Consider the following 24392-nt stretch of genomic DNA (forward strand, 5'->3'; position numbering starts at 1 on the left):
GTGTTCTACAACCGGAAGCGGCGCCACTCCGCCCTGGGCTACGTCAGCCCAGTGGAATACGAGCGGAGGGCCGCAACCAAGAGGCTGGCAGCGTAGTCAACCTGTCCACCGAACCGGAGCAGGCCCATTCTGCTCAAGCTCCTTCAGCGCCGCCTCCACGTCCGACGGTGGTTTCTGCACAGTGTCACGGACCTGGTCCGGTCTCCCGGTGTTGTTCGCCTGACCTGCCGCTGTCCGGGGACGCGTCCCCGCTCCGCCGACTGGCGCCATTCGAGTTTCCTCCAAGGGCTTGTGAGCGCCCCCCACGTCTGGAGGAATTCGGGCCGCGATTTCTTTTGCATTTCGCCCCGCGAAACCATGGGGCAACGACTTCACTCACTCACGGTGCCGCGCCGGCGGGTCCTACCAACGGGGGCCCGGCATCCCGACAAGAAAGGGGGCACCGAGAACCACGAGCCCGATGCTCCCCAGGATGCTCAGGCCCACCCACAGGTTCTCCCCGGGCAGCACCGCGTGCCGGGGCTGCTTCGGGTTGTAGAGCACCTGGACCCTGTCTCCATGCTTGAACTTGGAGGCCTTGCCCGTACTGAGCCCGATCTCCAGGGGCTCCCCTCCGTCCTCCGGGCGGATGAGAACCCAGAGCTGGAACATGTGCCTGCGACGGAACTCCTTGTCGCGCAACCTGGCCAGCTCGTTGCCCTCCTTGAAGTGGTACTCGAAGTCCTCTCCCCCCGCGACCCAGCTCACCTCTGCCGGAAGCAGGAAGGCGCCGCGCTGGAAGCGCACCAGCTTCATGGACTGGTAGGCCACGAACGCGAGGATGAGCACGCCGGGCGCGAACATACAGAACAGCCCCGTGGCATTGGCGGTGGCGAGCAGCGCCCCCTGGTCAGACTCCACGAAAAGGAAGGAGATGGCACGGTCGTTGACCACTCACTGGAAGTCGAGGAGCAGCAGGCTCTTGAAGCAAGGAGCCACCGGGTCATCGAGCCAGGATGGCGTGGAGCAGGACACGCGGCTCGTCGTGGCCCCCTCGCCCCAAGAAGTAGAAGGGCGCGGTGGTCGGCAGGCCGCGGAACTCCGGGCTGTCGACCGCGCGAGCCAGGGCGAGCGAGGTCCACTCGAAGCTGCGCAGGAGGAACAGGCTCCGAAGCTCATCGAAGCGCGCGTGGTCCTGGACCGCTGGGTCCTCCGCCGCGTCTCCCAGCAGCGGCAGCGGTGAGGGGTCGAAGCCCTCCAGCTCTCGGAAGAGCACGCGCTCGGGTCGGAACTCGCCATCCTGGAGCGTGTGCCCGGCGTAGCCAGCACCCCAGGCTTGCGTGGGCACCCAGGGCGCGACATCCGCGCCGATCCAGGAGAACTGGAGGACCGACAACCGGTCCGCCGCGCTCACCTTTCCGGCGTACATGGCGAAGGACTTCTCCAGCGCGCCCTTCAGCGCCAGGATTTCTGGCTCTGGCTCCAATTGGCGGAATGCCTCCAGGAGCGGTTCCAGGATGGCATCCGAGGCCACCTGGAGCGAGGTGAGGTGTTGCCGAACCTGTTGAGCGAACGCGTCAGCGGGCATGGTGGGCACGGGGCGCGGAGCTTATGCGAAAGGGGAGCACGCTCCCGCCGGGGTCCGGCAGCGGCTGCTCGAAGAATTCGCGCGGCGCTTCGGCCCCTGGGCGGCGTGCCCGCGGATGGAGCCTGCGGGACAATTCGACATGTGGCTGGGCGATATCGAGCTGTCCAAGACCTGTTATCACAACGACTTGAATGGACAGATTCCACTGCCTGGCTCACTCGCCCGCGACAGCCGGGATGTCGAGGTGGGCAAGCACCTCCGGGTCCTCAAGTAGTTGACCGAGGAGAGCGACCTGTGGTGCGGAGACGCTGTGTCATGTGGGAGCCCGGGTAGGATGCGCGGACATGGACTTCCAGGCGCGACTCGAGGCGCTCACGCACCAACTCCGGCCCTGGTCCCCTCTCTGGTCCCGCTCCATCCTCCAGGGCTGGCCTGGGTCCGGCGCCGCCTTTCCCGAGGACTGGCTGGCCTACGCCCGGTCGCTCGATGAAGCGGACGAGCGACAGCTGGACCAAGGAGTGCTCGTGGGCGCACCGCCTCCGTCACTGGCCGCGCTGGTGGGCGCGCTCCAGGAGCTGACGGCGCTGCCCTGGCACCAGGGCGCTCATCCGCTGACGGTCGCGCAGACGCAGGGACTCAGCGTCAAGAAGACCCACGAGCTCGAGCGGGTGCTCGCCCTGCTCGCGCCCAGGACGCGCTTCATCCAGCAGGCGGTCGATATTGGCGGCGGCATGGGACATCTTGCCCGCCTCTGTGTGCGGACGTTCGGGTGGACCTTCCACAGCATCGACCGGGACGCCGCGTTGCAGGACAAGGGACGGCGGTGGCTGGGGAGAACCCCCTCCCCGGGTGAGGACACCCTGAGCTTCATCGAAGCCTCCGTCGAGGACGGGCCCCAACCGCGAATCGATCCGCTCTTCTCCGGCCGGGACCGGGCCTCCATCGGTCTGCACACCTGCGGACCGCTCGCCCTCACGCAGCTCCGCAAGAGCCAGGGGGCGGGCTTCGTCCTGAACATCGGCTGCTGCTACGACAAGCTGGAGGCCCCGCGAGACTTCCCCGTCTCCCGCTTCGGAGGCGCCCATCCGCTGCCCTTCACCCCGCATGCCCTGGCGCTGACGACGCGGGGACGGCATCACAAGACCGAGGTGGAGTTCGCGCGGATGAAGCAGGTGTACGCGTGGCGCTTCGCGTTCCATCTCCTGTCGAGGCAACGCTTTCCCGAGCGCGGCTTCGTCAGGGCAGGAGACGCGCCCCGGGCGCTCTATGCCGGACGCTTCGCCGCCTACGCGCGGGACCGCCTGGAGCGACTGGGCCTCGATGCGAACATGACGGACGCCGAGTTGGAGGCCTTCGAGGTGTCTGTTCGCGCCGAGACGCGAGACCTCCTGCTCTGCCATCTGCTGAGGGACCGCTTCGCACGGGCGCTGGAGGTCGTGCTCCTGCTCGATCGCGCGCTCCTCCTGGAGGAGCTGGGCTTCCAGGTCGAGTTCCTCCAGCTCTTCGATCCACGCCTGTCTCCGCGCAACCTCGCGCTCATCGCGTCACGGAGCGCTTGAGCCCGTGCCGGGCCGAGCGCCCGAGCTGAGGTGATGGCGGGACGACAAGAGCCTCGTCCCCGGGGACACGACCCACCGCCACCTGGGGAGCCATATTGGGGCGAACGCATGGCTCGCTTCGTGGCGAGGAGGAAGGAAATGGGACAAGCGAGGCGGGGGTCCCCGCACGTCGCCACGGCCCTGCTGGTGCTGGCGCTGGGAGTGGCCGCGTCCGGCTGCCAGCCCCAGGGGCCCTGGGGGTCCGCCGTTCCCGAATGCACCGGGACGGAGGGCGCCGCCCGCGAAGACGCCGCTCTCTCGCTGGGACAGGATCCGCGCCGCTACGTCGAGGAGGATGGGCTGCCGGTGCTCCACCTCTACGTGGCGGACTCCCTGCCGGATGACGACGACTACCAGGCGGCGCGCGTCTTCTATCGCGGCCGCTGCTACGTCTCCCGGGCCCGGTATCGCGGCGCGACGTCCAAGGACTTCCCCAAGCGCAGCTTCACGCTCGACTTCCGCGACGGGCAGTCCTTCGACGAGCCCCTGCTCGCGGCTGGCTTCTCTGGCCGGCGCAAGGTGGTGTTGATCAGCTCCTTCAATGACAACTCATACCTCCGCGCGAGGCTGGGCTTCACCTTGTGGGGCCTCATGTCTCCCGACCACCTCCAGGTGAAGACCTTCAGCGCGGTCGTCTATCTGAACGGGCGCTATCACGGGCTCTACACGGTGGCGGACCACGTCGACCGTCACTCGCTCTCCGCGCAGGGAATGGATGTCCAGGGAGAGCTCTTCAAGGCCGTGGGCCCCGACGCCAACTTCTCCCGGCGGGACGCGTCCGGCAGGCCCAAGGCCTCACTGCATCTGGGCTACGAAAAGAAGGAGGGCGAGCCCGAGGAGGGAGCCGGCGCCTACGCGAGCATCGAGCAGCTCACCGACTTCGTGGCGGGGACCCCTGCGGAGCGCTTCCGCGCGGAGCGCGGCGCCTGGATGCAGGTGGAGGACTACGAGGACTGGTGGATCCTGGTGCGACTGGCGGCGCTGTCCGACTCCGTGACGAAGAACGCCTACCACTTCCGCGCGCAAGGGCAGGCGCGGCGCTGGCGCTACATCCCCTGGGACCTGGATGCGAGCTTCGGGCAGAACTGGGACACCACGCGACAGGCCCCGGACGTGAGTGCCTCCTTCACGGTGGAGAACCTCCTGCTCGCCCGGATGTTGGAGGACCCCGCCATCCGCCACCCCCTCCGCGAGCGCCTCCACACGCTGCTCCACACCACACTCCACCGGGACGTCGTCCAGGGGCTCATCGCCACCTATGCCGCCGAGGTCGACCGCGCGGCACGGAAGGATGAAACACACTGGGGTGAGGCCTATCGCCACTTCCCGCGATGGAACCAGCGCACGGACCTCCTCGGCTTCGAGGACGAGGTGAAGTACCTCCGTGACTGGGTGGATGCCCATTGGGCGCTCCTGGACGAGGAGTTCCACTGATTCAGGGCGGGTGAGGGTGCGCGTTCGCGACCCGGCCCAGCCCGACAGTACGCAGGGAGTGCGCAGTGGACAGATTCCACTGCTCGCGGAGCGCTTGAGACCGCCCTCCGCGCAACCTCGCGCTCATCGCGTCGCGGAGCGCTTGAGCGCCCCGGGCCTTGCGCATCTGCCCATGGGGCAAGCAGGGAAGCGCGGGCTCAGCGCTTCTCAAGCAAGGGGCGCGGATCGAAGGTGACGCGAATGCGGGTGATGCGCCCGCTCTCGACGTGGCTCCAGTTCGCCACCGGCACGGGCTCGTGCCCCGAGGGATGGATTTCGAACCAGGTCATCACGTCGTCGCCGTCCACGAAGCGGTGAAGCACGGTCACCTGGGGCGACACCTTCCACATGCCGTTGACGAGCCCCTTCACGCAGGCCTCCGCGCCCTCCGCCTTGCCGAGCGCGCCGACGAAGCTCACGTCGGGCGCGAGCGTGTCCCGCAGCATCGACTCATCCTTCGCGCTCCACGCATCGAAGTACGCCTGCACCACTTCCACGGGACGTTTCATGCTCGGCCTCCAGGTGCTCGACGGAAGAGTCCGTCGAGCATGGACGTGAGCATCCTCCCGGCTTCGGACAACCCTGTGTCAGGCTTGTTCGCGCAAGGACCCGCTTCACGCCGCCCGATGGCTGTGACCATCCAGCTCACAACCCACCACGCCGACGAGCAGCGTTTGGGAAAGGGAAGCGTGCCCCCATGGCCTCCGCGGACCAGCCCGACTTTCGCCGGGCCTGGGGCAGCATTAGGAGGCGTTCCACAGGACTCGCACACTGGAAAGGACGTACCGCATGCCCCGTCGCCGCCAGGAACAGGGAATGTCGTCCACCACGAAGTGGGTGCTTGCGGGGCTGCTGGGCCTGCCGCTGCTGTGTTGCGGCAGCGGAGGCCTGATGTGCCTCGGCATCCGGTCCGAGCTCCCCTACGCCGAGGCGATCTCCCGGGTGGAGAACCATCCCGGGGTCGTCAGGCTGCTGGGGGCGCCCATCAGCGCGAGCAGCTTCTTCAGCGGCTCTTTCAACCTCATGAACAAGGATGGTCAGGCGAACATGACCATCAACCTCTCCGGCAGCAGGCAGGACGGCCGGCTGGAGGTGAAGGCCGTGCGCACCGACGACGTCTGGGGATTCAGCCGGCTGCGCGTGGTGGCGGACAACGGCGAAGCGGTGGACGTCGGGGGGTACAGCCGGCATTGAGTGCACGACATTGCCCAGCGCCGGGCCGGCTTCAGCTGTCGCCGGTACCGAAGCCGCAGGAAATCTGCCCGTTCGCGCAGCGCGCCACACATTCCTGCCAGTCTCCGTTCGGGTCACAGGGCCGCCCCCTGCACTCGTTGAGCCCACAGGTGCCGATGGGGTCGCTCCCCTTGCACACCGACGTGGAGATCTCGCCGTCGGGGGCGTGGGTCCAGGACGTCGTGCTGATGTTGGCGTAGCACCACTGGCAAGGGTTGGATGGGTTTTCCGAACCGTGCGGGTACGCAACACCATTGATGACACATTCACTGCCGCCGCTACCACTACAGGTGACGGTGATGCCATCACAGGTGATCGAAGTCGCGGAAATGGAGCTACAGATGTTCCCCGAACACTGGAGCACCTGACCGGTTCCGCACTGGGTCGACGTGTTGCACAACGCGGACGACAGACTTCCCAGAGGCTCCACCCCGCTCTCTTCCGGGGGCACACTACATGCCAGGAACAGCACGCATCCAACGACCGTCGAGACAATACGCTTCATGGTTTTCTCCTCGTGCGCCAGGCACGACAACGCGCAGCCTGCCTTCGATGAGCGCATGGAAACACCCGCTCTCGGGGGCATCGCGAGCCGACAGCATACACACAAGAAGTGCTGCTGACGCGGGCCGCCAGAGCCGTAAGCCCAAGGTGCTCCAGATTCGCTCGCACTCTTCCCGCCTCGTTCAAGTACGCCAACGCTCGCCGCACTCGCATCGACGCTGCCTCGGCGGATGCATGACGCATGTTGATCGGTTCCAATCGCGGGGCATACGCGGCGCCACTTCTCGCCAGCATCCGCATCAGACGCTTCATGAACGCAGCCCCCGCGACGTGCCCCTTTCTTTTCAACTACGGCGCCGCACTGGACGACGGCTCTCTCTACGTTGCCGGCGTCGCCCGTGAGTTGGAGGATCGGGACGTGCCGTCTACCTCGGCTATGACGGCGTGCTGAAGGTTCGCAACGACGTCGCGGGCTCGAGCGAGGAGCGGCTCACTTTGGACAACGACGGCCCGAGTGTGCTGCGCACGGTCTCCGGCCTCCGGGTCGTGGGCGAGCGATTCTTTGTCGCGGGCATGCGCCGGAGGGGCTTTGGCCGCACCCTCGGCAGCTGCATCGAGACGTGGCGGGGGCGGTGTTCGAGATGTCCACGGGAGCCCCCATCGCTGGAGCCGTTGAGCGTCCCGGGCACGTCGCGGACCTCGTGGATGGCCGCGACCTCCGAGCGCCTCTGTTTTTCGGCAGCCACAGCGCGCGGGGGTCGGCGGCGACAGGAACTGGGAATGCGGGCGGCTCGTCAGAGCAGCTTCGACATGATGTCGCGCTCGCGCTGATCGAGCTTGATGGAGTCGAGCGTCCAGTTGACGAGCTCGTCGGCGACCGAGGCGTCGTAACCGAAGGTGGTGGCGGCCTCCTTCACCGACGCGCGCTCCTCGGCCGCGAGCTCTCCGTCGGCACAGGCCACCTCGACGAGCATGCGCAGCAGGGAGGCGCGCAGTTCGCGGATTTCAATCTTGCTGACGATGTCGGTGAGCCGGCCGGGCTTCTGGAACTCCGCCTCGATGATGGCGGCGACCTGCGGGTCGCGGGGCGACAGGCCAATGTTCAGCACCACCTCGTCGAGCTGCTGGCGCTCCTCCTCGGTGATGCGGCCGTCGCTCGCCGCCACGTTGGCCATGGCCTGGACGAACGCCAGCAACTGCTCCTGGGGGTACTCGCTCGACATGTCATCTCCTGGGTAGGCGGCATTCGGCTGGCGGAGGGCTCACCGCCGGCCACGGAGCCGGACTGCTCGTTCACGCAGGATAGTGGCGGCCCACGAGGAGCGAAAACGGTTTCAGCCGGACGCCGGTCCCCGCACGAGGAACACGGGTTGGGGACAATTCAGGCTTGTCGCCACGAGGCGGTGACGCAGAAGGCCAAGCCCCCTCGCTTCTCGTCACTGAACCCGTGACAATCCGCGGCATGACCCTGCGACTCTCGATTCTCCCCCTGTTGATATTCTCCCTCGCGGTCGTACCTACCCTTTCAGCTTGTGGCTCCGATGACGGCGATACACCGCCGGATGCGGGCACCAGGCCCGATGCAGGCACCCCGCCCGACTCAGGCACCGAGCTGGATGCTGGCGCCGAGTTCGACGCGGGCACTGAAGTCGACGCGGGCACTGAAGTCGACGCGGGCACTGAAGTCGACGCGGGCACTGAAGTCGACGCGGGCACCGAGTCCGACGCGGGCACCACTCCCGACGCGGGCACCGAAGTGGACGCGGGCACCACTCCCGACGCGGGCACCGAGGTGGATGCGGGCACTGAACCGGACGCGGGCACCGAGGTGGATGCGGGCACCGAGGTGGATGCGGGCACTGAACCGGACGCGGGCACCGAGGTGGACGCGGGCACCGAGGTGGATGCGGGCACCGAGCCCGATGCGGGTACTACTCCCGACGCGGGCACCGAGCTCGATGCGGGCACTGAACCGGACGCGGGCACCACCCCTGACGCAGGCACCACTCCCGACGCGGGCACCACTCCCGACGCGGGCACCGACCCCTTCACCACCTGCGAGGGCACGTGCAAGGACACCGCCGTCACGGTTCAGATCGACGGGAACCAGCGTGTCCTGCCGAGCGCCTTCTTCGGCTACGAAGAGCCGACGAACGCCGGGGACCCGTGGACGCTGTGGATCGAGATCAACAACGGATCGACGAATGAGTGCCCGTCCGAGACTTCGCCGACCCCTCCGCAGCTCGTCAACGTCTACTCGGTGACTGTGCCGGTGGACACGACTCCGGAGACGGGTTCCTCGGGGGTGGGGGGACCGACCGCGACCCTGGTCGACTTCGATGGCGCGCTCCTCGACTGGCCTCCTTTCGTTCACAGCACGAACCTCACCTTCACGCCCGTGGCGGCCTCGCTCTGCCCCAGCTGCGTCAAGGCCGGGACGCCTCCCACGTCGCACTTCGTGGCCTTCAATGTGGACGGCACCTACGAGAACGGCGCCATCTCCGGCCACGGGTACGCCACCTACTGTCCCTCGATCGACCGCCTCCTGAACAACGGACCCGACGCAGGCACCGAACCGGACGCAGGCACTGAGCCAGACGCGGGCACCACTCCCGACGCAGGCACCACTCCCGACGCAGGCACCGACCCCTTCGGCACCTGCGAGGGCACGTGCCAGGACACCACCGTCACGGCCCAGATGGATGAGAACCAGGTGGCCCTGAACCACGCCTACTTCGGCTACGTGGAGCCGACGACCGCCGCGGATCCGTGGCGACTGGTGCTCGAACTCAGCAACGGCGAGACGGATGAGTGCCCGTCTCCGACAGGGCCACTCCCGCCGCAGATCGCCACTCTCGAATGGGTGAAGGCACCGGTGGACACAACCCCGCAGACGGGCTCCACGGCGGGTGGACCGGCATCGTACTTGTTCGACTTCGATGGCGCGCTCATGCAGGAGTATGCCACTAGCGACACGAGCCTCACCTTCACGCCCGTGGCGGCCTCGCTCTGCCCCAGCTGCATCAAGGCCGGGACGCCTCCTCCCGCGAAGCACTTCGTGGCTTTCGACGTGAACGCCACCTACGAGAACGGCGCCGCCGTCTCCGGCCACGGGTACGCGACCTACTGCCCCTCGATGGACACCCTCCAGAACAACTGAGCGCGGTCCTGACACACGTTCCCCCGGCCCTCCGATTCGGGAAGGCCGGGGGAGCCCCGGTCAGCCCTTGAGCCGCAAGAGGCGCCGCGTGGCCACACACACCACGCGGCCCTCCAGTGCCTGGAGCCCGTGCTCCCGGCAGAACGCGTCGTAGGCGGAGGGCCGATCCCCTTCGATGTGGAACAGCGCCCGGGGCAGGACCGTGTCCGCCAGCTCCTCGGACGGCGTGAGGTCCGTCACCCCGAGCGTCCGGACCACCAGCTCCTCCAGGTGCGCCTGGCCCTCCACCGGCCTGCGCGACAGGACATACGAGAGCGCCCCCACCGTCTGGGTCGGCGCCACGGGACGCAGGTTGTCCGCCGCGAGCAATTCCTCCCAGATGACCTCATGCAGGTCCCTCGCGGCCGCCGCGAGCGTCATGGACACCACCAGCCCTCCGCTCACCACCACGCCCCGGCCATGCCCCAGGTCGAAGCGGTGATGGTCCAGGTGGATGGGGTGCGTCACCAACAGCTGCGTCGACAGCGCCAGGTTCGCCGTCACGCCCAGCGGCCTCGCGAAGCCGTGCAGCAGCAGCTCGCCCTCCTCGAATGACGTCGCGGGGGCGGCGCGCGGCGGTACGTCCTCCAGCCGCCGCGTGAGCGCATCCCGGAAGGCCGTGGCCATCCCCAGCTCCTCCGACCCCTGCATCGCCGCGGAAGGAGACGGACCAAAGGACTCCGGCTGGCGCCGATACAGCTCCAGCTTGTCCAACGTGAAGACGGGGACGTCGTCCCCCACGCGCAGCATGCGGCGGTGGGTCGTCACCACGGCGCGCTTGCCGTCTCCGGTGTTGCGCACCGAGCGCACCTGGATCTCCTGCCGGAAGGTGTCCCCCACCCGCAGCGGCGCCAGCTGCCGCGCGTCGCGGAAGCCCAGGTGATAGATGGCGCCGTGCGTGCTCGACATGCTGCACGCCAGGTAGAGGCCCATCATGAACGGCAGGGGCGGAGCGTCCGGACCGGACAGCCCCAGCCGGGCCGCGAAGGGCGCGCTCGTCACCACCCGGTCGTGTGAATAGAAGCACTGGGCCCACAGGTCGCGCATCCCCGCCGTCACCGTCATCTCGTACGGGTTGGGCAGCACGTCGTCCGGGCTGGGCGGGCGGTGGAGCGCGTGCGACACGCGGCGTCCCCGCACCCGAGGCTCCGCCTCCATGGCCAGCACGGCCGGAGGACAGAGCGCGAGCATCCGGTGCGCTGCCTTCAGGTGCGGAGGCCCCACGAGCACCCCGTCAACGACAGCCATCCCCTCCGTCTCCGCCGCGCCACCCGCACCGGACGCCGTGAGCCCCGGCACCTTGCGCGTCAGCGTCGCCAGCGCCCCCTGCCCTTGCGCCTGCGTCACCTTCCGGGCCCACGCCAGCTCCGACGCCGTGGGCGTCATGCAACGGTTCACGGTGTCGAGCTGATCCGGATGCAGGCAGCACTTGCCCGTGAAGCCGTGGACGTGGCCTTGCGCCGAGTGCTGCTCCAGGCCGATCCGGTCTGCGACGTTCGTGTACGGCGTATCGAACGGCTCGATGCCCGCCGCGCGCGCCGCCATCACCACCATGCTCCGGGGATGCGCGAGCGTGAGCTCCGCGTGCGGCAGCGCGCCCGTCAGCCGGAAGAGGTCGCCGTGCCCGAGCATCAATCCCAACAGGCGCCCCCCACCCGCCACGGCCAGCCGCCCCACCTCCAGCAGGGCCGCCGGGGTCTCGATGAGCGGCAGGAAGCGCGTGTGTCCCCGGGGCAGCCCCCGGGCCTCCTCCAGCACGCGGATGCGCTCGTGCAGCGCATCCAGGTCCTCCGGACACGTCGTCATGGTGGGCATCAGCGCCGTCAGCCCCGGCAGCCCGATGCAGGCCTCCAGGTCCGCGTCGAGCAACTCGGGACGCGCCGCCTCGTTGATGCGCACCACCACCGGACGCCCGGCGAAGGTGCCTGCCTTCAACGCCTCCACCAGCCCTGCTCGCGCTGCGGCCTTCGCGGCCAGGGGCACGGCGTCCTGCAAGTCCACGATGAAGCAATCCGCCGGCAACCGCGCGGCGTTCGCGAAGGCAAACTGAGGAATGAACAGCAGGCTGCGCCAGGTGGCCGGGGGCCGCGGCGCCTGAGACATGTCTTCCATGAGGGTGCGCTCCAGGAGGCCCGACCCGGGTCAATTCACTGGAATTGAGAAACACAACCAGGCGGCCGTGACGCACTCCTATCCCTTCGCGAAGGCGCCGCCATTGAGCACTTTGTTGCATTGACAGAGGCGGAAGGCGTGGCCGGCGTCATCGCGGTGGCCATGCATGGGAATGCTCTCTTTCCTTCTGCCCTGGCTCACGGCCCCTGGAACCGGTGGGCCGTGATTTCGGAACGGCCCACCATCTTCGTCGTGGACGATGATCCGCCCGTGCTGCGCAGCATGGAGCGCGTGCTCCACACGGAAGGCTACGCGGTGCGGAGCTTCGTGCATCCCCGGTTGATGCTGGAGTGCGAGCCCTGGCAGGGACCGGGCTGCGTGCTCATGGACCTGCGCCTTCCGGAGCTCGACGGGTTGGAGCTCCAGGAGCATCTGCGGAAGGCGGGATGGCGACACCCCGTCGTCCTCGTCAGCGGCTATGGGGACGTGCCCGTCGCCGTCCAGGCGATGAAGGCAGGGGCGGTGGACTTCCTGCCCAAGCCCGTCAGCACGGAAGCACTGCTGACCGCGGTGTCCCAGGCGCTCGCGCGAGACCAGACCTTGAGGGCCGCCCACGCCGAGCACGAGCGGCTCCGCCTGCGCTTCTCCACGCTGACTCCCCGGGAGTGGGACGTATGCCGGGGTGTGGCGAGGGGACTGCTCAACAAGCAGATCGCCGCGGAGCTGGGCACGGCCGAACAGACGGTGCGGTTCCAACGGTGCCGCGCCATGGCCAAGCTGGCCGTGGGCTCCGTGGCGGAGCTGGTCCGGCTGCTGGACCGGTTGGAGCCGCCGTCCGGCGCTGTTCAGGGGACGCAGTAGCGAGCGTCACGTCCGGCTCCAGCGGTGCGTGCTATCCCTGCCGCCATGAGCGACGAGAATCCGAGCATCCTGTCCCACGTCTCCATTGGCACGAACGACTTCGCGCGCGCCGTGGCCTTCTACGACGCGATCCTCACTCCGCTGGGCTGCCGGCGGGTGTTGGACTTCCCGAACGCGGTGGCCTACGGCCGCCAGTTCCCGGAGTTCTGGGTCCAGACGCCCATCGACGGGAAGCCCGCGACCGTGGGCAATGGCACGCACTTCTGCTTCCTCGCCCCGTCGAAGCAGGCGGTGGACGCCTTCCATCAAGCGGCCCTCAAGGCGGGAGCCACCGATGACGGCGCCCCCGGCCCGCGTCCCCTGTATGGCCCGCCCTACTACGGCTGCTTCGTGCGGGATCCGGATGGCCACAAGGTCGAAGCGAACTTCTGGGACACGTCGCTCGGCGGCCACGAAGGCACCTGAGACGCCGCGCCCGGAATTCCAAGGCCTTCGCGCCTCCTGACGTGGAGGCGCGAAGGCGGGGACTCACGGGGCGATGACGCGCTCGAAGGTGGCCAACTGCATCTCCAGCTTCCACTGCAACATCGCGCGCGTGTTGGCGGCCAGGAAGCTGTTGCAACCGGCGGACACGGCGGTCTGCTCCGGCTTGTCGGAAGCGCAGGCATCCACCGTCTTGGAGAAGTCATCCCGGGCGGCCCAGAGGCTGTCGCCCTCCGCGAAGGCGTGCTCCAGGCTGGCGCGCGCCATCTGCTTGAGCGTCTTGTACTCGAGCTTCTGGTCCGTGGCGGCGGCGACGTACTCCTGGGTGATGTCCCCGCGCAGGATCCCCGAGTCGTCGGTCGACAGCGCGACCGGCACGTTGTTCTTCAGATAGGCGGCGAGCGGGTGCGCCTCTCCCGACATGCCCAGCAGGACGCGGTTGGAGGTCAGGCAGATCTCCACCATCACGCCCGCGTCATGCATGTCGCGCAGCAGGTCCGCGGCGCCATCGCCAGACGTCTCGGCGAGCACGTCCGCGCCGTGGCCGATGCGCTCCGCATGGGCCTTCTCCACGGCCTCGCGGATGTGGAAGGTCATGTGCTGCTGGTCCTGCGCCGTGAGCACCGCCGGGATGAGCTCCCCGGCGTGCAGCGAGACATGGACCAGCTTGCGGCCGACCTCCTGGTCATTGAAGTCGTCAAGCGTGCCCAGGGCGAACATCTCATCCTGGTAGAAGGCCAGGGAGTTGGCGTTCTCCTCCGGGGACACCAGGTTCACGCCGACGATCTCCGGCACCTTCTGGGCAAGCTCATAGGCATACACCCACTGTCCGAAGACATTCGTCCGGTCCGCTGTGCGGTTGGCGGAGACGATGAGACGCACCTCCACGCCGCAGCCAGGGTCCGGCTGGGCCGTGGCACACCCCAAGAGGGTGCGAGTGCCCGTCAGGGTGTTCGCGATGCTGGTGGCTTGCGCCGTCAGGGCGTTCTGGAAATCCGGCAGCGCGATGAGCTGCTGCCGCCTGGCCAGCAGGGTCGCCTTGTCCCAGGTGTCCGTGGACGTGAACAGCGGCGTCGCGAGGCTGCCACCCCGGCCCGCGCCAAAGCCTTGCATCAGCTCCACGTAGACCTGATGGTGCCTGCCCGCGCGCGAGAGGATGTCCGCGTAGCTGTCGTCATTGCGCGAGTCGTTCTGCACCGCGCCGTACTTGCCGAAGGCGTCGAAGAAGTGCTGGTGCGCCGTCAGCAGGGGCCCCGGGTGGTCCTCCATGGACCAGGCGCTCAGCACCGCATCCCGCAGGGCGAGGTCGCTCTCCGTCTGGGACAGGGGCACCGAACCGGCCGCGCACGGGTTGCTGGCCACGAAGGTCGTCGTGTTCACGCAGGCGCCGTCCTCCGCGCCCCACGCAATCAGCTTCTCCGTGGTGATGGCGCCGGAGGTGTGGCTGTGCAGGTCGCCGCCCTTGGGCATCTCGAACAGGAAGGTCCCGAGCGCCGTGGCGTCGCTTCGCAGCGACTCCATGTGCTCGTTGACCCGCTCCTCTCGCGACTTCTCAACAGGCGGGACGGGATCTTCTTCACTGCAAGCGCTCAGACCGAGCGCGGCAACGATGGCGAATGATGAGAACTTGAGCATGGGGGTAATGGCAATCCTTGTGGAGGTGCGGGGCGCTCCGTACAGGGTGCCAAGGAGAACGTGAAGTGATTTTCACGTCTATCTCATTTTACTCGAATGTATATGAGAATGGATTCAAGAGGGACCCAGGTCGGACGCCGCTCGCTCCGCGCGGAGGCAGAAGCGGGCGCGGGGCGGCGCCCTCGGCCCCGCCCTCGCCCCACCCTCCCGGCTCCGTCGTCCCTATCTTCAAGCTGCTGGGGCCGCCGGTAGCTCCTCCCCGGAGTCCGGGAGGCCCACCGCCATGGGAGGCGAGCCATGAACGCCGGAGCACCCGAGCCCACCGAAGCAGTCCCCCACTACGTCCTGGAAGGCCGGGTGGTGACGCTCAACTCCCGGGACGAGGTGATTGAACGGGGGCGCGTCCTCGTCCGTGGCAGCCGCATCGTCGCGGTCGAGCCGTCGGGCGGCCCCCTCCCCGAGTCCTTCCGGAGCGCCCCCAGGATCGACACCGGCGGGACGCTCTATCCAGGGCTCATCGACCTGCACAACCACTTCGTCTACGACGTGCTGACGCTGTGGCGGGTGCCGAAGCGCTACCTCAATCGCACCCAGTGGCCGCGCCACGCGGAATACGCCACGCGCATCTCCCTGCCCATCCGAGTGCTCGCTGGCCACTCCCCTTCTGCCCGCGCGGTCGTCCGCTACATCGAAGCCAAGGCGCTGCTGGCGGGCACGACCACCGGTCAGGGCATCCGGACCCGCGTGTCCGGCGGAGAGGCCCTCTTCCGGGGCGCCATGCGCAACGTCGAGGAACCTCGCGACGACCACCTGCCCGCGGGCAGCACCCGCGTGATGGACCTGCATGACGACGCCGAGGACATCGAATCCTTCCGCGACGCCCTGAAGTCCCGCGCCGCGTACTTCTACCACCTGGGCGAAGGCGTGGATGACTACGCCCACCGCCGCTACGCCGACCTGGCCGACCATGACCTCGTCCAGCCTTCACTGATTGGCATCCACAGTCTGGGATTGCAGCGCCCGGACCTGGACAGGATGGCCGCCATGGGCGCCAAGGTCGTGTGGTCCCCCTTCAGCAACCTGCTGCTGTATGGACAGACATTGCACATCGCGGACCTGCTCGGCGCGGGCGTGACGTTCTCCCTGGGCTGTGATTGGTCCCCCACCGGCAGCAAGAACCTCCTCCAGGAGTTGAAGGTCGCCCGACACGAAGCAGCGCGACAGGGCGTGTCCCTGTCCTCGAAGACATTGGTGCGCTCGGTGACGGCGGACGCCGCCCGGGTCACGGGCTGGCAGACCCAGTTGGGCACGCTCCGCGCCAACGCACTCGCGGACCTGTTGGTCATCGCGGGCACCGACGGCGACCCCTATGACGCGTTGATCTCCGCCACGGAGAAAGAGGTGCGCCTCGTCATCGTGGATGGCGTTGCCCGCTACGGAGACCGCGCGCTGATGGAACCGCTCGCCTTCGACCCGGGCCATCCCTCCGAGCCCTGGACCGTCGACGGCGTCGAGAAGGCCTTCTCCCTGTGGGCGGACGACTCCCCCCTCAACGACGTGGGCTTCGAAGCGGCGCGCTCCCTCCTCGATGAGGCCATGGCGGACCTTCCGGACTTCCGGCGGCGGATGGACCACGAGGAGCGCGAACAGCTGCGCCCCGGCGCCCCCAGGCCCTTCGAGCTCGTGCTCGACAATGAGCCGCAGGACGTCTTCGCCTCCGGCCCCGAAGCCTCCGGGTTCATCACCGACCTGGACCGGGTGGCCGGGCGCATCACGCTCGACGCTCCCACCGTGGGCGGGCCGGACTACTGGGAGCTCCTGTCCGCGCAGCTCAATCTGGATGACACGCTGAAACAACAGCTGAGGTCGGACTACGCGTGAAAGACGTCCGGGGTGGAGTCGGCGCTCACCCCGGCCGAGGAAATAAATGCCCCTGACGGCGTAATCCCAGTGCAACGGCGGCACTGGACAGACCGGAAGGGACATCTCGAATGAATCACAACGTGAGGAAGACTGCGTGGGCGGCACTGGTCGCGAGCGCCCTGCTCCTGGGCGGCGGGGCTTGCGGAGGCGACGACGGCGCTCCTGACGAAGTCCGACGGGCTGGACGAGGACTTCGCGCTGATCCGCTACAACGCGGACGGCTCGCTCGACACGACCTTCAAGTCCGCGGGCAGCCCGTCCGGCAGCTGGATTGGCGGCGCGTACACGAATGCCGAATCCGTGCAGGGCATGGTGCTCCAGGGCTCCAGCGTCGTCCTGGGCGGGGGTGACCACTTCGCGGCGGTGCGCATCACCTCCAGCGGCAGCCAGGACATGACGTTCGGGACCGGCGGCCTCGCGAGGAGCGAGGACGGACAGGCCCACGCCATGGTGGCGCGGCCCAATGGAGGCCTGCTGCTCGCGGGCGAACGGCAGGACGTGAAGGTCGGCGGGGAAGCGCACGGCGTGCTCAAGCTCGTGGCGTACACGGCGGACGGCAAGCCGGACGTCACCTTCGGCCCCGCGGGCGTGCGGGAGCTCACCGCGCCCGTGGGCGTGCTCGACGTGGTGGACGTCAGCGGCCTGCGCATCCAGGCGGATGGGAAGATCCTCGTCTTCGCGGATGTGTACGCGAAGCCCGTGCTCTTCCGCCTGCTGGCCAATGGTGACCTGGACACGTCCTTCGGCACGGACGGCATGGTGCGCTGGCCGGAGACGCAGCTGGCGGTGCCGCTGTTCATCCGCTCCACCACCGGGCCGAAGCTGGCCATCCTGGGCGACAAGGCCTTCGTCACGGACGCGAACATCTACTCGTCCGGGTTCTTCCCCAGCGAGAGCGCGTACGCGCTGCTCAAGAGCACGGGGCTGTAGGCGCCCAGACAAGAAGCCCGGCCTCCCTCGTGGGCGCCGGGCTTCCTGGACCGCTGCAAGCCTTTGAAAGGCCTAGCAGGTCTTGTTGTAGAGCGCGATGCAGTTATTGCGCAGCTGCGCGGCGGTGCACTTGCCGTTGTCCTTACAGACGCCGATGTCCGTGCCCGGCCACTTACAGTACAGGAGCGTGACCCAGCAGTTCGGGCCCATCGCCGAGACCTCGGACGGCGACTCCATCGACGCCAGCGCCTCATCCGACGACGTCATCGGGTTGTGGTCGAGGATGATGCTCTGACCGGACTCGGTGGAGATCATCTCCGCGTTGTCGGACGGGTAGTCCTCCACGCCCGTACCACATCCCACCAGCGGAACCGCGGCCAGCATGAGCCCCAGGAGCAGCTTCTTCATGGTTGGTCTTTCTCTCGGTCAGTCGGGGATGCCCCGAGTGGATGGCCCCATCCACAGACTCGAACACTACATCCATGAACAAACCGAACAAACTGGATTTCTTCCATTTCCCTGGGAGGACTGCGGATTCTGAACAGAAGGTTCCCACCTTGACATCCTGGGGTCTCTTGAACCGGCCCACCGCCCGCGTCAGTCGTTGAAGACGGGCGGAGTCGTCTGGGTGAGGATGGGCACCGGCTTGTCGCCAGACATCGCCAGCAGGCCCTTGAGGCAGCGCGCGGCGAGCAGCCAGTTCTTCGGGTTCTTCATGTCCAGCCCGCCGACGAGCTGCTTGAGGATGCTGAGCGTGTCGAAGTAGACGCGCTCGCAAACCAGCGTCTCCGTTTCATCGAAGATGAAGTACGCCGACATGCGCACCCGGAACGTGTTGCCCGTGGCGGGAATCTGCCCCAGCGGCCCCAGGTGGGTGCCCATGAGCCAGAACTCCACGATGACCGCGTCATCACTGTGCCGAAACGAGATGATCTCGTGGTGCTGGTCCGGGAAGGCCACGCGGGTGTCGCGGTAGTAGTCGCGCACCGCGCTGTTCCCGTCGTGCACCGTCAGGGTGGGGATGAGCTCGTAATGCGGATGCGGGAAGGTGGACAGGACGGCGTCCCAGTCCTGCTTCACCTCATCGTGGAAATGGGCCAACACCAGCTTCTGTCGTGCCTTGCGGACCTGCTCCGTGAGCATGCCTGTCTCTTTCGTGGGGGGAGCTGCTGCGGGGGGGAGAATGCCCGCCCCGCCACGACACGGGAAGTCATGAAGCCACCGGGCACGGCCCGTGCAATCGCTTTCCAGCGCAGGCCCCCAACCCCTCTCGACGGAGCAACGCCATGGACATGCGCTGGAAGAACCGCGGCTCACTCATTCGTAACGCACTCGGACTCGGATTGGGCGTCGGGCTGCTGTTCGCCGCGACGCCGGGCATCGCCGGGGACACGACGGGCAAGGGCTGCGCGTGGTTCGACGGAGTGGAGAGCTGCCCGATTGACGCCTCGAAGCTGTCCGCCACGAACGAGGGGCTGCTCGTGGAGAGCACGGACGGCAAGCAGTCAGGAGTGAGCCTCCACCTGGAGGGCGCCACCGGCTGGGATGCCTGGCTGAACCCGCTGGAGCCGGATGGGAGCAGCCGGATGCTGCTGACCTTCATCGGGGCGCAGCCGGACGGCACGTCGGAGCTGCTGGAGCGGGTGGTGGTGGCCCGCTCGAAAGCGGAGGGCCAGGGCGCCATCTACGTGGACCCGTCTGTCCACGGGGCCTCCACCTACACCGTGCGGGGCTACGTCGACGGGAAGCTGGCCTTCGAGCGCTTCGGCGTGGCCCCCGTCCCGGAGAGCTTCGGTGGGCCGGCGGGCCCTGGGGATGACGCGAAGTTCTCCCGGTTGGTGGCCTTCCCCGGGAAGTGGGGCAGCGGCCACGGCGTCGTCGCCGGCCCCAACGGTGAGGGCTGCACGCCCGGCCTGGATTTTCCGTTCCCCAAGCCCGTCCGCTTCCCCGACCACACGTTCTCGGTCGCGGTGGACCTCGTCACCTTCCGGCCCGAAGGCGTCCAATCCAACTCACACGCGCTCCGGGAAGTGTCCCTCCAGGGAGTGGGGCTGCAAAGCTTCACCCTCCAGAAGGTGGCACGCACCCCCTGATGTCTGAGATGCGATAGCAGTCAGGACCTTCGCGTGTAGCCGGATTCGCTACGAATCCGGCTCCATGCGTGGCAATTCCGGTCACAGCCTTCGCTGTCAGCGCCAGAGGCAGCGCGTGTCCAGGTGGTAGAAGTCCGAAGGCACGAACGGGTCCCACGTCTGCCGCACGAAGTAGAGCTGGCTCAGGTCGCGGCTCAGCATGGGGTGGAACTCGTCCTTCTCCGTGTTCACCGACGGACCCAGGTTGGCGGCGGGCGTCCAGGTGCCCGCGACGTTGAAGCTCACGTACAGGTCTCCCAGTCCGTAGCCTCCGGGGCGGTTGAGCGAGGCGAAGACGAGCACCCGTCCATCCGGGGACACCCAGGGGTTGTACTCCCACGAGTCAGGGCTGTTCACCGCGGGGCCCAGGTTCTCCGGCGCGGTGTAGTGATTGCCCTGGCGCCGGACGCGGTACATCTCGAAGTCCGTATCGAACGTGCCGCTCGCGAAGTAGACGGTCCCGTCGCGCGTCACGCTGGGGTACAGCTCCTCCCTCGGCGAGTTCACGAGCGGCCCCAGGTGCTCGGGCGCTCCCCAGCCGTTGCGGACGCGGTGCACGACCCAGAGGTCTGTGTCCGGGCGCTCGGCGCCTCCGTTCGCGGGGCGGGTGGAGGAGTAGAAGAGGGACTGCCCATCCGGAGAGAGGAACGGATCCGAGTCCTTGTACGTGCCCGAGAACGACACCACTTCACCGGGCCCCCAGTGGCCGTTCTTCAGCTGGGTCACGTAGATGGCCTGGTACGGCGGCGTGTCCGAGTCGACGTGGTAGTACGCCGTCTTCCCGTCCGCGGACAGCGCGAGCCGGTACTCCGAGCGCTCCTCCAGGGAAATCTCTCCGGGCGCGAAGAGGCTGCCTCCCGGCTCGCACCGGGGCCGCGACCCGAACGCGAACTCCGACTCCAGCCCCTGGGCCCCTGCGGCACCGGACACCGCCACCGCGGAGACGGCGAGGAGGACGTTCATCGACCACTGCCTGGCGAAACGACGCATGTGCATCTCCTTTGTTGAAAGCACCGTCGCCCGGCGGCGGCGAAGCGGTCCAAGGAGATGTGACGAACCGTGGAGGGTCAGGGACGAACGGTGGAACGCAACCTCACGTCTGCAGTTCAAGCGCACGCTGCACCTGCGCGCGGTAGCTGCGGCCCGAGGTCAGCCGGGTGCCGTCCCGCAGGACGAACACGTACTCACCGGGAGGGAGTGGCTCCACCTCCTCGATGCGGTCCAACCGCACGATGAATGAGCGGTGCGCACGCAGGAACTGCCTGGGGTCGAGCTTCTCCTCCAGCGCCGCCATCGTCTCGCGCGTGAGGTGCGACTGCTTGCCCACGTGCACGGCGACGTAGTTCCCCTCCGCCGTGAGGTAGTCGATGTCCTCCACCGGGAGGAAGCGCATGCGCCACCCTACCCGGGCCACGAGCCGCGTCACGTAGCGCTCGGGCGTGGCGGATGGACGGGCGGCGAGCGACTCGAGCCGTTCGAGCAGCGCCGCGTCCAGGGAGGACGGCACGGTCCGCCGCCGGTCGCGCGCACGCTCCAGGCTGGAGCGGAAGCGCTCGCGGTCGAAGGGCTTGAGCAGGTAGTCGAGCGCGTTGGCCTCGAACGCCTGCACCGCGAAGTCCCGGTGGGCCGTGACGAAGATGACCGCGGGCGCGGGGCCAGGAGCGAGCGCCCGGAGGACGCCGAAGCCGTCCGGCCCGGGCATCTCCACGTCCAGCAGCACCAGGTCCGGACGCTCGGCGCCGATGGCCGCGATGGCCTCGTGGCCGTTGCGGCACTCCCCCACGAGTTGCATGTCGGGGGCCTCCGCCAGCAGGTCCTTCAGGCGCTGACGGGCGAGCGGCTCGTCGTCGACGATGAGCACGCGCATGGCGGCGCTCATGGAGAGGGCTCCGTACGGAAGGGAATGGCGAGCGCCACCGTGGTGCCGCCGCCCACCGCATCCCGGAGCTCCAGCCGGTGCGCACCGCCATACAGCTGCACCAGGCGCTCGCGGGTGATGCGCAGGCCCCGGCCGCCGCGCACGCCCTGGGAGATGTCCGCCGGGCGCTCCTTGAGGCCGACGCCGTCATCACGGACCTCCAGGTGGAGCTCGGGCCCCTGGCGCCGAGCGACCAGCGTCACCGTCCCCGGCTCCGAGCCCGGCGCGATTCCGTGCTGGATGGCGTTCTCCACGAGCGGTTGGAGCACGAGGTGTGGGACATGGGCGCCGAGCGCGTCCTGCGCGATGTCGTGCTTCACCGTGAGCCGGTCCGCGAAGCGCACCCCCTGGATGTCCAGGTACGGCTGCAGGGCTCGCAGCTCCTCCTGGAGCGACACCTCCTCCGTGCCCGCGGCGTCGAGCGTGCCGCGGAGCAGGTCGCTCAGCCGCGCGATCATCCGCTCGCTCCCGTTCGGGTCGCGATGCACGAGCGCGGAGATGGAGTTCAGCGTGTTGAAGAGGAAGTGGGGGTGGAGCTGCGACTTGAGCGCGTGCAGCTGCGCGCGGGCCAGCTGGGTGTCCCGCAGACGCAGCTGGTCCGCGTAGTAGACGGCGTGCGCCACGCCGAGCACGGTCAGATAGACGAACGGGTTGGAGAGCAGCGCGTGCTCGAGCACGTCCACGAAGGGCGGACGCTGCGCGTACCAGCCGACCCAGGGGTCCAGGGAGAAGATCATCGCCGCGCGGATGAACGACACGGCGAGCGCTCCGGCCACGTGGAGCGCGACCCGCGACGTCACCTGCCGCCGCTCCAGTGGGAAGCGCAGCCCGAACTCGAGGATGGCCATGGAGAGGGGCACCCAGAGGACGTGGGCCACCATCGACGTGAGCAGCGCATGTCCCCATTCCATCCCACCCACGGAGTGGGATTCGCTCGCGGCCGCCAGGCCGGCCAGCGACCAATAGGCGGTTGCGACTGCCCACCCCTGCCAGGTTCCGCGACGTGCCATGACGCCGCACTCTACGCCCGGCTTATGCTCGGAACGCCATGTCGATCCTCTACGCGGTGCCCCCCATCGGCAATTCGACCAACGCCCAGAAGGGCCCGACGTGCTGGTACTACGCGGCCAAGATGGTGGCCCGCTGCCATGAGCCATGGCCTCCCGCCGGACAGAAGTGGATCTCCCTCATCCGGAAGATCAGCACCTTCATCGCCGACAACGGCCAGAACCTGAACAACCTGGGCGACCAGGAGCTGCTGCAGGCGCACCAGGGCTTCATGGGCTCGACGAAGAACAAGGACAAGGTGCAGCTCAACTCCGCGTTGAGCCGGACGGGGTTCAAGGCCCTGGACCCTGTCTACAAGTGGGACCACCTGCCGGACTCCATGGTCAACCCCACCAATATGCAGCGGGTGCCCATGCCGACCTTCATCCGGCCGCAGGACATGCCGTTGCCGTCCGGCCTCAAGAGTTCCCTCAGTCAGCTTGAAGGAAGGCGGTTCGATGGGCTGGACGAGGTCATCCAGCTGCTGACCGGGCAGCACGGAGAACGGGACGTCCGCTTCTATCGCAGCCAGATTGAAAGCAGCTTCGTCGCCACCAAGAAGCACGACGAACAGGAGGTCCAGGCGTCCCTGCAACAATTCACGGAATGGAGGAAGCAGGGTTTCGCCCGCGGCTATCTGCTGACGATGCTGGGCTTCAAGGGCCTCGACAAGCTGACGACGATGGACATCCTGGGAAGCACCAGCAAGCTCGACGTCTTCATGAAGGCCCACGGCCCGCTCTGGTGTGGCTCCCCGCTCAGCATGGGCGCGATCGACAGCAACACGGCGCACAACTATACGAAGTCAGTCGGCTTCGCCGCCTACAAGTGCCCGCTGGTCGCGACGTCGGGTGCATCCACGCATGCCATCGCCATCTGCGGGGTCAGCGTCAACAAGGACTGCATCTACTACCGCGACCCCAACTTCAGCGGGCACGTCTTCTTCACGGACTTCAACGCGTTCACGTCTGCCTTTGGTTCGGTCCTCAGGGATCCGAACGTCGGCCTGATGTATTACGTGAAGAACGCCAGCGGAGGGACCACCTGTCAGCAGCTGTCGAATTGAGGCCCCTCCGCGAGCCGCTCACTTCGCCTTTGTCTTGAGCGGGACGACCTGGAACTTCGACTGGACGTACTCGAGGGTGCCCAGCTCCTTGCCATAAGCGGAGTCGGGCTCATCCACGTAGGACGTGATGCGGATGACCCGGCCCTTCCGGGGCAGGTGGTAGGCCAGGATGGAGCCTCCCCAATCCTTGAGGTCCTTCCGGGTCAGCCCGGGTTTGCCCTTGGGAGCGATGAGCCCCGCGTTGTCGTAGAGCTGGATGGCCTTATCGAGGGGCACCTCCAGGGCGTCCTTCTCGAGCGTCCAGCCCGACTTGTCACAGCGGTAGACCGCGGTGTTGATGACGGAGTCCCCGGTGCTCACGAGCACCAGGTGGTAGCCCTCCGGATTCTTGAAGAGGGCCGCCTCAAAGGCCGTGAAGGAATCGTTCCCCACGGCCATGTAGCCGTTGGGGACGTCTCGGATCGTCCAGGTCTGGCCCACGGCCTCCTCCGCGAAGTACATCGCGGAGTTGTCCACCGAATCGTCCTTCGACGCGGACGCCACGGCCGTCTTGAGGTGTGCCTCCAGACGCTGGAGCGCGGTCTCGATGTTGGTGGTGGCACAGCCAGCGCTCGCCGCCGGCTTCGCGGGAGGTGCTGAAGCCAGCGACAGGAGGACGACAGCCTTCAAGAGCATCACGGTGGATTCCTTTCACGGGGCCATGCCCGGAGC

The 24392-nt window shown here is 67.8% G+C and carries 25 protein-coding genes; 12 read left to right on the top strand and 13 right to left on the bottom strand.

The genetic code is table 11. The features are described from left to right. Complete coding sequence (locus D7Y15_RS46780; protein WP_367303451.1) at window positions 1-96, top strand: IS3 family transposase; 96 nt, start codon at window positions 1-3, stop codon at window positions 94-96. 306 nt (window positions 97-402) lie between these two features. On the opposite strand, the gene D7Y15_RS22705 is transcribed toward D7Y15_RS46780, so the two are convergent. Together D7Y15_RS22705 and D7Y15_RS22710 are read right to left on the bottom strand one after the other, a co-directional pair. Next, complete coding sequence (locus D7Y15_RS22705; protein ID WP_121753883.1) at window positions 403-933, bottom strand: DUF3592 domain-containing protein; 531 nt, start codon at window positions 931-933, stop codon at window positions 403-405. A gap of 49 nt (window positions 934-982) precedes the next feature. Then, complete coding sequence (locus tag D7Y15_RS22710) at window positions 983-1567, bottom strand: hypothetical protein (protein ID WP_158629089.1); 585 nt, start codon at window positions 1565-1567, stop codon at window positions 983-985. A 139-nt stretch (window positions 1568-1706) separates the two neighbouring features. On the opposite strand from D7Y15_RS22710, the gene D7Y15_RS46425 reads away from it, so the two are divergent. The 3 genes from D7Y15_RS46425 (at window position 1707) to D7Y15_RS22725 (ending at window position 4599) form a co-directional block, all read left to right on the top strand. Continuing rightward, the gene (locus D7Y15_RS46425; protein WP_255430381.1) at window positions 1707-1841 is read left to right on the top strand and encodes a hypothetical protein; all 135 of its coding nucleotides are present in this window, start codon (window positions 1707-1709) and stop codon (window positions 1839-1841) included. Window positions 1842-1911: 70 nt separating this feature from the next. After that, complete coding sequence (locus D7Y15_RS22720) at window positions 1912-3126, top strand: methyltransferase (protein WP_121753886.1); 1215 nt, start codon at window positions 1912-1914, stop codon at window positions 3124-3126. Between the two features lie 138 nt (window positions 3127-3264). Beyond that, window positions 3265-4599 (top strand): CotH kinase family protein, encoded by a 1335-nt coding sequence (locus D7Y15_RS22725; protein ID WP_158629090.1) that lies wholly within the window; start codon window positions 3265-3267, stop codon window positions 4597-4599. A gap of 197 nt (window positions 4600-4796) precedes the next feature. On the opposite strand, the gene D7Y15_RS22730 is transcribed toward D7Y15_RS22725, so the two are convergent. Further along, window positions 4797-5147: a nuclear transport factor 2 family protein gene (locus D7Y15_RS22730; RefSeq protein ID WP_120580624.1), complete on the bottom strand. Its 351-nt coding sequence runs from the start codon at window positions 5145-5147 to the stop codon at window positions 4797-4799. Window positions 5148-5454: 307 nt separating this feature from the next. On the opposite strand from D7Y15_RS22730, the gene D7Y15_RS22735 reads away from it, so the two are divergent. Further along, window positions 5455-5832 carry a cytochrome c oxidase assembly factor Coa1 family protein gene (locus D7Y15_RS22735; RefSeq protein ID WP_158624550.1) on the top strand — a complete coding sequence of 126 codons (378 nt, stop codon included), beginning with the start codon at window positions 5455-5457 and terminating at the stop codon, window positions 5830-5832. 31 nt (window positions 5833-5863) lie between these two features. Here the strand turns inward: D7Y15_RS22735 and D7Y15_RS44205 are convergent, their stop codons facing one another. Together D7Y15_RS44205 and D7Y15_RS22745 are read right to left on the bottom strand one after the other, a co-directional pair. Beyond that, entirely contained in the window at window positions 5864-6376 is a 513-nt protein-coding gene (locus D7Y15_RS44205; RefSeq protein ID WP_139920183.1) for a hypothetical protein, read from the bottom strand. Between the two features lie 793 nt (window positions 6377-7169). Beyond that, complete coding sequence (locus D7Y15_RS22745; protein ID WP_120580628.1) at window positions 7170-7598, bottom strand: tellurite resistance TerB family protein; 429 nt, start codon at window positions 7596-7598, stop codon at window positions 7170-7172. A 239-nt stretch (window positions 7599-7837) separates the two neighbouring features. Here D7Y15_RS22745 and D7Y15_RS45885 point away from each other — a divergent pair, with 239 nt between their 5' ends. Further along, a complete protein-coding gene (locus tag D7Y15_RS45885) occupies window positions 7838-9535 on the top strand; it encodes an MSCRAMM family adhesin SdrC (RefSeq protein ID WP_233605052.1) in 1698 nt (565 codons plus the stop codon). A gap of 60 nt (window positions 9536-9595) precedes the next feature. Here D7Y15_RS45885 and D7Y15_RS22755 read toward each other — a convergent pair whose 3' ends face one another. Beyond that, complete coding sequence (locus tag D7Y15_RS22755; RefSeq protein ID WP_121753889.1) at window positions 9596-11686, bottom strand: aldolase/citrate lyase family protein; 2091 nt, start codon at window positions 11684-11686, stop codon at window positions 9596-9598. A 222-nt stretch (window positions 11687-11908) separates the two neighbouring features. Here D7Y15_RS22755 and D7Y15_RS22760 point away from each other — a divergent pair, with 222 nt between their 5' ends. Beyond that, window positions 11909-12547, top strand: a complete 639-nt coding sequence (locus D7Y15_RS22760) for a response regulator transcription factor (RefSeq protein WP_233597405.1) — start codon at window positions 11909-11911, stop codon at window positions 12545-12547. Window positions 12548-12592: 45 nt separating this feature from the next. Continuing rightward, window positions 12593-13012, top strand: coding sequence for a VOC family protein (locus D7Y15_RS22765; protein WP_120580476.1), 420 nt, complete (start codon window positions 12593-12595; stop codon window positions 13010-13012). A gap of 63 nt (window positions 13013-13075) precedes the next feature. Here the strand turns inward: D7Y15_RS22765 and D7Y15_RS22770 are convergent, their stop codons facing one another. After that, window positions 13076-14551 carry an adenosine deaminase gene (locus D7Y15_RS22770; protein ID WP_233597406.1) on the bottom strand — a complete coding sequence of 492 codons (1476 nt, stop codon included), beginning with the start codon at window positions 14549-14551 and terminating at the stop codon, window positions 13076-13078. A 411-nt stretch (window positions 14552-14962) separates the two neighbouring features. Between D7Y15_RS22770 and D7Y15_RS22775 the strand changes: the two genes are divergently transcribed. Beyond that, window positions 14963-16546 carry an amidohydrolase family protein gene (locus D7Y15_RS22775; protein ID WP_120580478.1) on the top strand — a complete coding sequence of 528 codons (1584 nt, stop codon included), beginning with the start codon at window positions 14963-14965 and terminating at the stop codon, window positions 16544-16546. 351 nt (window positions 16547-16897) lie between these two features. After that, window positions 16898-17518, top strand: coding sequence for a hypothetical protein (locus D7Y15_RS22780; protein WP_233605054.1), 621 nt, complete (start codon window positions 16898-16900; stop codon window positions 17516-17518). 72 nt (window positions 17519-17590) lie between these two features. On the opposite strand, the gene D7Y15_RS22785 is transcribed toward D7Y15_RS22780, so the two are convergent. Next, window positions 17591-17926: a hypothetical protein gene (locus D7Y15_RS22785; protein WP_120580479.1), complete on the bottom strand. Its 336-nt coding sequence runs from the start codon at window positions 17924-17926 to the stop codon at window positions 17591-17593. Window positions 17927-18115: 189 nt separating this feature from the next. Continuing rightward, window positions 18116-18661, bottom strand: coding sequence for an ester cyclase (locus tag D7Y15_RS22790; protein ID WP_120580480.1), 546 nt, complete (start codon window positions 18659-18661; stop codon window positions 18116-18118). A gap of 143 nt (window positions 18662-18804) precedes the next feature. On the opposite strand from D7Y15_RS22790, the gene D7Y15_RS22795 reads away from it, so the two are divergent. Beyond that, complete coding sequence (locus D7Y15_RS22795; protein ID WP_121753890.1) at window positions 18805-19611, top strand: hypothetical protein; 807 nt, start codon at window positions 18805-18807, stop codon at window positions 19609-19611. 96 nt (window positions 19612-19707) lie between these two features. On the opposite strand, the gene D7Y15_RS22800 is transcribed toward D7Y15_RS22795, so the two are convergent. The 3 genes from D7Y15_RS22800 to D7Y15_RS22810 form a co-directional block, all read right to left on the bottom strand. Beyond that, complete coding sequence (locus D7Y15_RS22800) at window positions 19708-20640, bottom strand: PD40 domain-containing protein (protein ID WP_120580482.1); 933 nt, start codon at window positions 20638-20640, stop codon at window positions 19708-19710. A gap of 103 nt (window positions 20641-20743) precedes the next feature. Beyond that, complete coding sequence (locus D7Y15_RS22805) at window positions 20744-21529, bottom strand: LytTR family DNA-binding domain-containing protein (protein ID WP_120580483.1); 786 nt, start codon at window positions 21527-21529, stop codon at window positions 20744-20746. Then, on the bottom strand, window positions 21526-22578 hold the full coding sequence (locus D7Y15_RS22810; RefSeq protein WP_121753891.1) for a sensor histidine kinase: 1053 nt from the start codon (window positions 22576-22578) through the stop codon (window positions 21526-21528). The genes D7Y15_RS22805 and D7Y15_RS22810 overlap by 4 nt, the downstream gene beginning before the upstream one ends. A 38-nt stretch (window positions 22579-22616) precedes the next feature. Between D7Y15_RS22810 and D7Y15_RS22815 the strand changes: the two genes are divergently transcribed. After that, window positions 22617-23681 carry a hypothetical protein gene (locus tag D7Y15_RS22815; protein ID WP_121753892.1) on the top strand — a complete coding sequence of 355 codons (1065 nt, stop codon included), beginning with the start codon at window positions 22617-22619 and terminating at the stop codon, window positions 23679-23681. A gap of 18 nt (window positions 23682-23699) precedes the next feature. Here the strand turns inward: D7Y15_RS22815 and D7Y15_RS22820 are convergent, their stop codons facing one another. After that, on the bottom strand, window positions 23700-24359 hold the full coding sequence (locus D7Y15_RS22820) for a hypothetical protein (protein ID WP_148712831.1): 660 nt from the start codon (window positions 24357-24359) through the stop codon (window positions 23700-23702). Window positions 24360-24392: the final 33 nt, after the last annotated feature.

This window comes from Corallococcus sp. AB030 (genome assembly GCF_003668965.1).
Lineage (GTDB): Bacteria > Myxococcota > Myxococcia > Myxococcales > Myxococcaceae > Corallococcus > Corallococcus exiguus.

Coding starts and splice junctions, on each gene's coding strand:
- D7Y15_RS45885 (WP_233605052.1), top strand. CDS start 7,838: ATGACCCTGCGACTCTCGATTCTCCCCCTGTTGATATTCTCCCTCGCG.
- D7Y15_RS22770 (WP_233597406.1), bottom strand. CDS start 14,551: ATGGAGTCGCTGCGAAGCGACGCCACGGCGCTCGGGACCTTCCTGTTC.
- D7Y15_RS22730 (WP_120580624.1), bottom strand. CDS start 5,147: ATGAAACGTCCCGTGGAAGTGGTGCAGGCGTACTTCGATGCGTGGAGC.
- D7Y15_RS22785 (WP_120580479.1), bottom strand. CDS start 17,926: ATGAAGAAGCTGCTCCTGGGGCTCATGCTGGCCGCGGTTCCGCTGGTG.
- D7Y15_RS46425 (WP_255430381.1), top strand. CDS start 1,707: ATGTGGCTGGGCGATATCGAGCTGTCCAAGACCTGTTATCACAACGAC.
- D7Y15_RS22805 (WP_120580483.1), bottom strand. CDS start 21,529: ATGAGCGCCGCCATGCGCGTGCTCATCGTCGACGACGAGCCGCTCGCC.
- D7Y15_RS22800 (WP_120580482.1), bottom strand. CDS start 20,640: ATGCGTCGTTTCGCCAGGCAGTGGTCGATGAACGTCCTCCTCGCCGTC.
- D7Y15_RS22815 (WP_121753892.1), top strand. CDS start 22,617: ATGTCGATCCTCTACGCGGTGCCCCCCATCGGCAATTCGACCAACGCC.
- D7Y15_RS22790 (WP_120580480.1), bottom strand. CDS start 18,661: ATGCTCACGGAGCAGGTCCGCAAGGCACGACAGAAGCTGGTGTTGGCC.
- D7Y15_RS22720 (WP_121753886.1), top strand. CDS start 1,912: ATGGACTTCCAGGCGCGACTCGAGGCGCTCACGCACCAACTCCGGCCC.
- D7Y15_RS22735 (WP_158624550.1), top strand. CDS start 5,455: ATGTCGTCCACCACGAAGTGGGTGCTTGCGGGGCTGCTGGGCCTGCCG.
- D7Y15_RS22745 (WP_120580628.1), bottom strand. CDS start 7,598: ATGTCGAGCGAGTACCCCCAGGAGCAGTTGCTGGCGTTCGTCCAGGCC.
- D7Y15_RS22765 (WP_120580476.1), top strand. CDS start 12,593: ATGAGCGACGAGAATCCGAGCATCCTGTCCCACGTCTCCATTGGCACG.
- D7Y15_RS22725 (WP_158629090.1), top strand. CDS start 3,265: ATGGGACAAGCGAGGCGGGGGTCCCCGCACGTCGCCACGGCCCTGCTG.
- D7Y15_RS44205 (WP_139920183.1), bottom strand. CDS start 6,376: ATGAAGCGTATTGTCTCGACGGTCGTTGGATGCGTGCTGTTCCTGGCA.
- D7Y15_RS22710 (WP_158629089.1), bottom strand. CDS start 1,567: ATGCCCGCTGACGCGTTCGCTCAACAGGTTCGGCAACACCTCACCTCG.
- D7Y15_RS22775 (WP_120580478.1), top strand. CDS start 14,963: ATGAACGCCGGAGCACCCGAGCCCACCGAAGCAGTCCCCCACTACGTC.
- D7Y15_RS22810 (WP_121753891.1), bottom strand. CDS start 22,578: ATGGCACGTCGCGGAACCTGGCAGGGGTGGGCAGTCGCAACCGCCTAT.
- D7Y15_RS22795 (WP_121753890.1), top strand. CDS start 18,805: ATGGACATGCGCTGGAAGAACCGCGGCTCACTCATTCGTAACGCACTC.
- D7Y15_RS22755 (WP_121753889.1), bottom strand. CDS start 11,686: ATGGAAGACATGTCTCAGGCGCCGCGGCCCCCGGCCACCTGGCGCAGC.
- D7Y15_RS22780 (WP_233605054.1), top strand. CDS start 16,898: ATGGTGCTCCAGGGCTCCAGCGTCGTCCTGGGCGGGGGTGACCACTTC.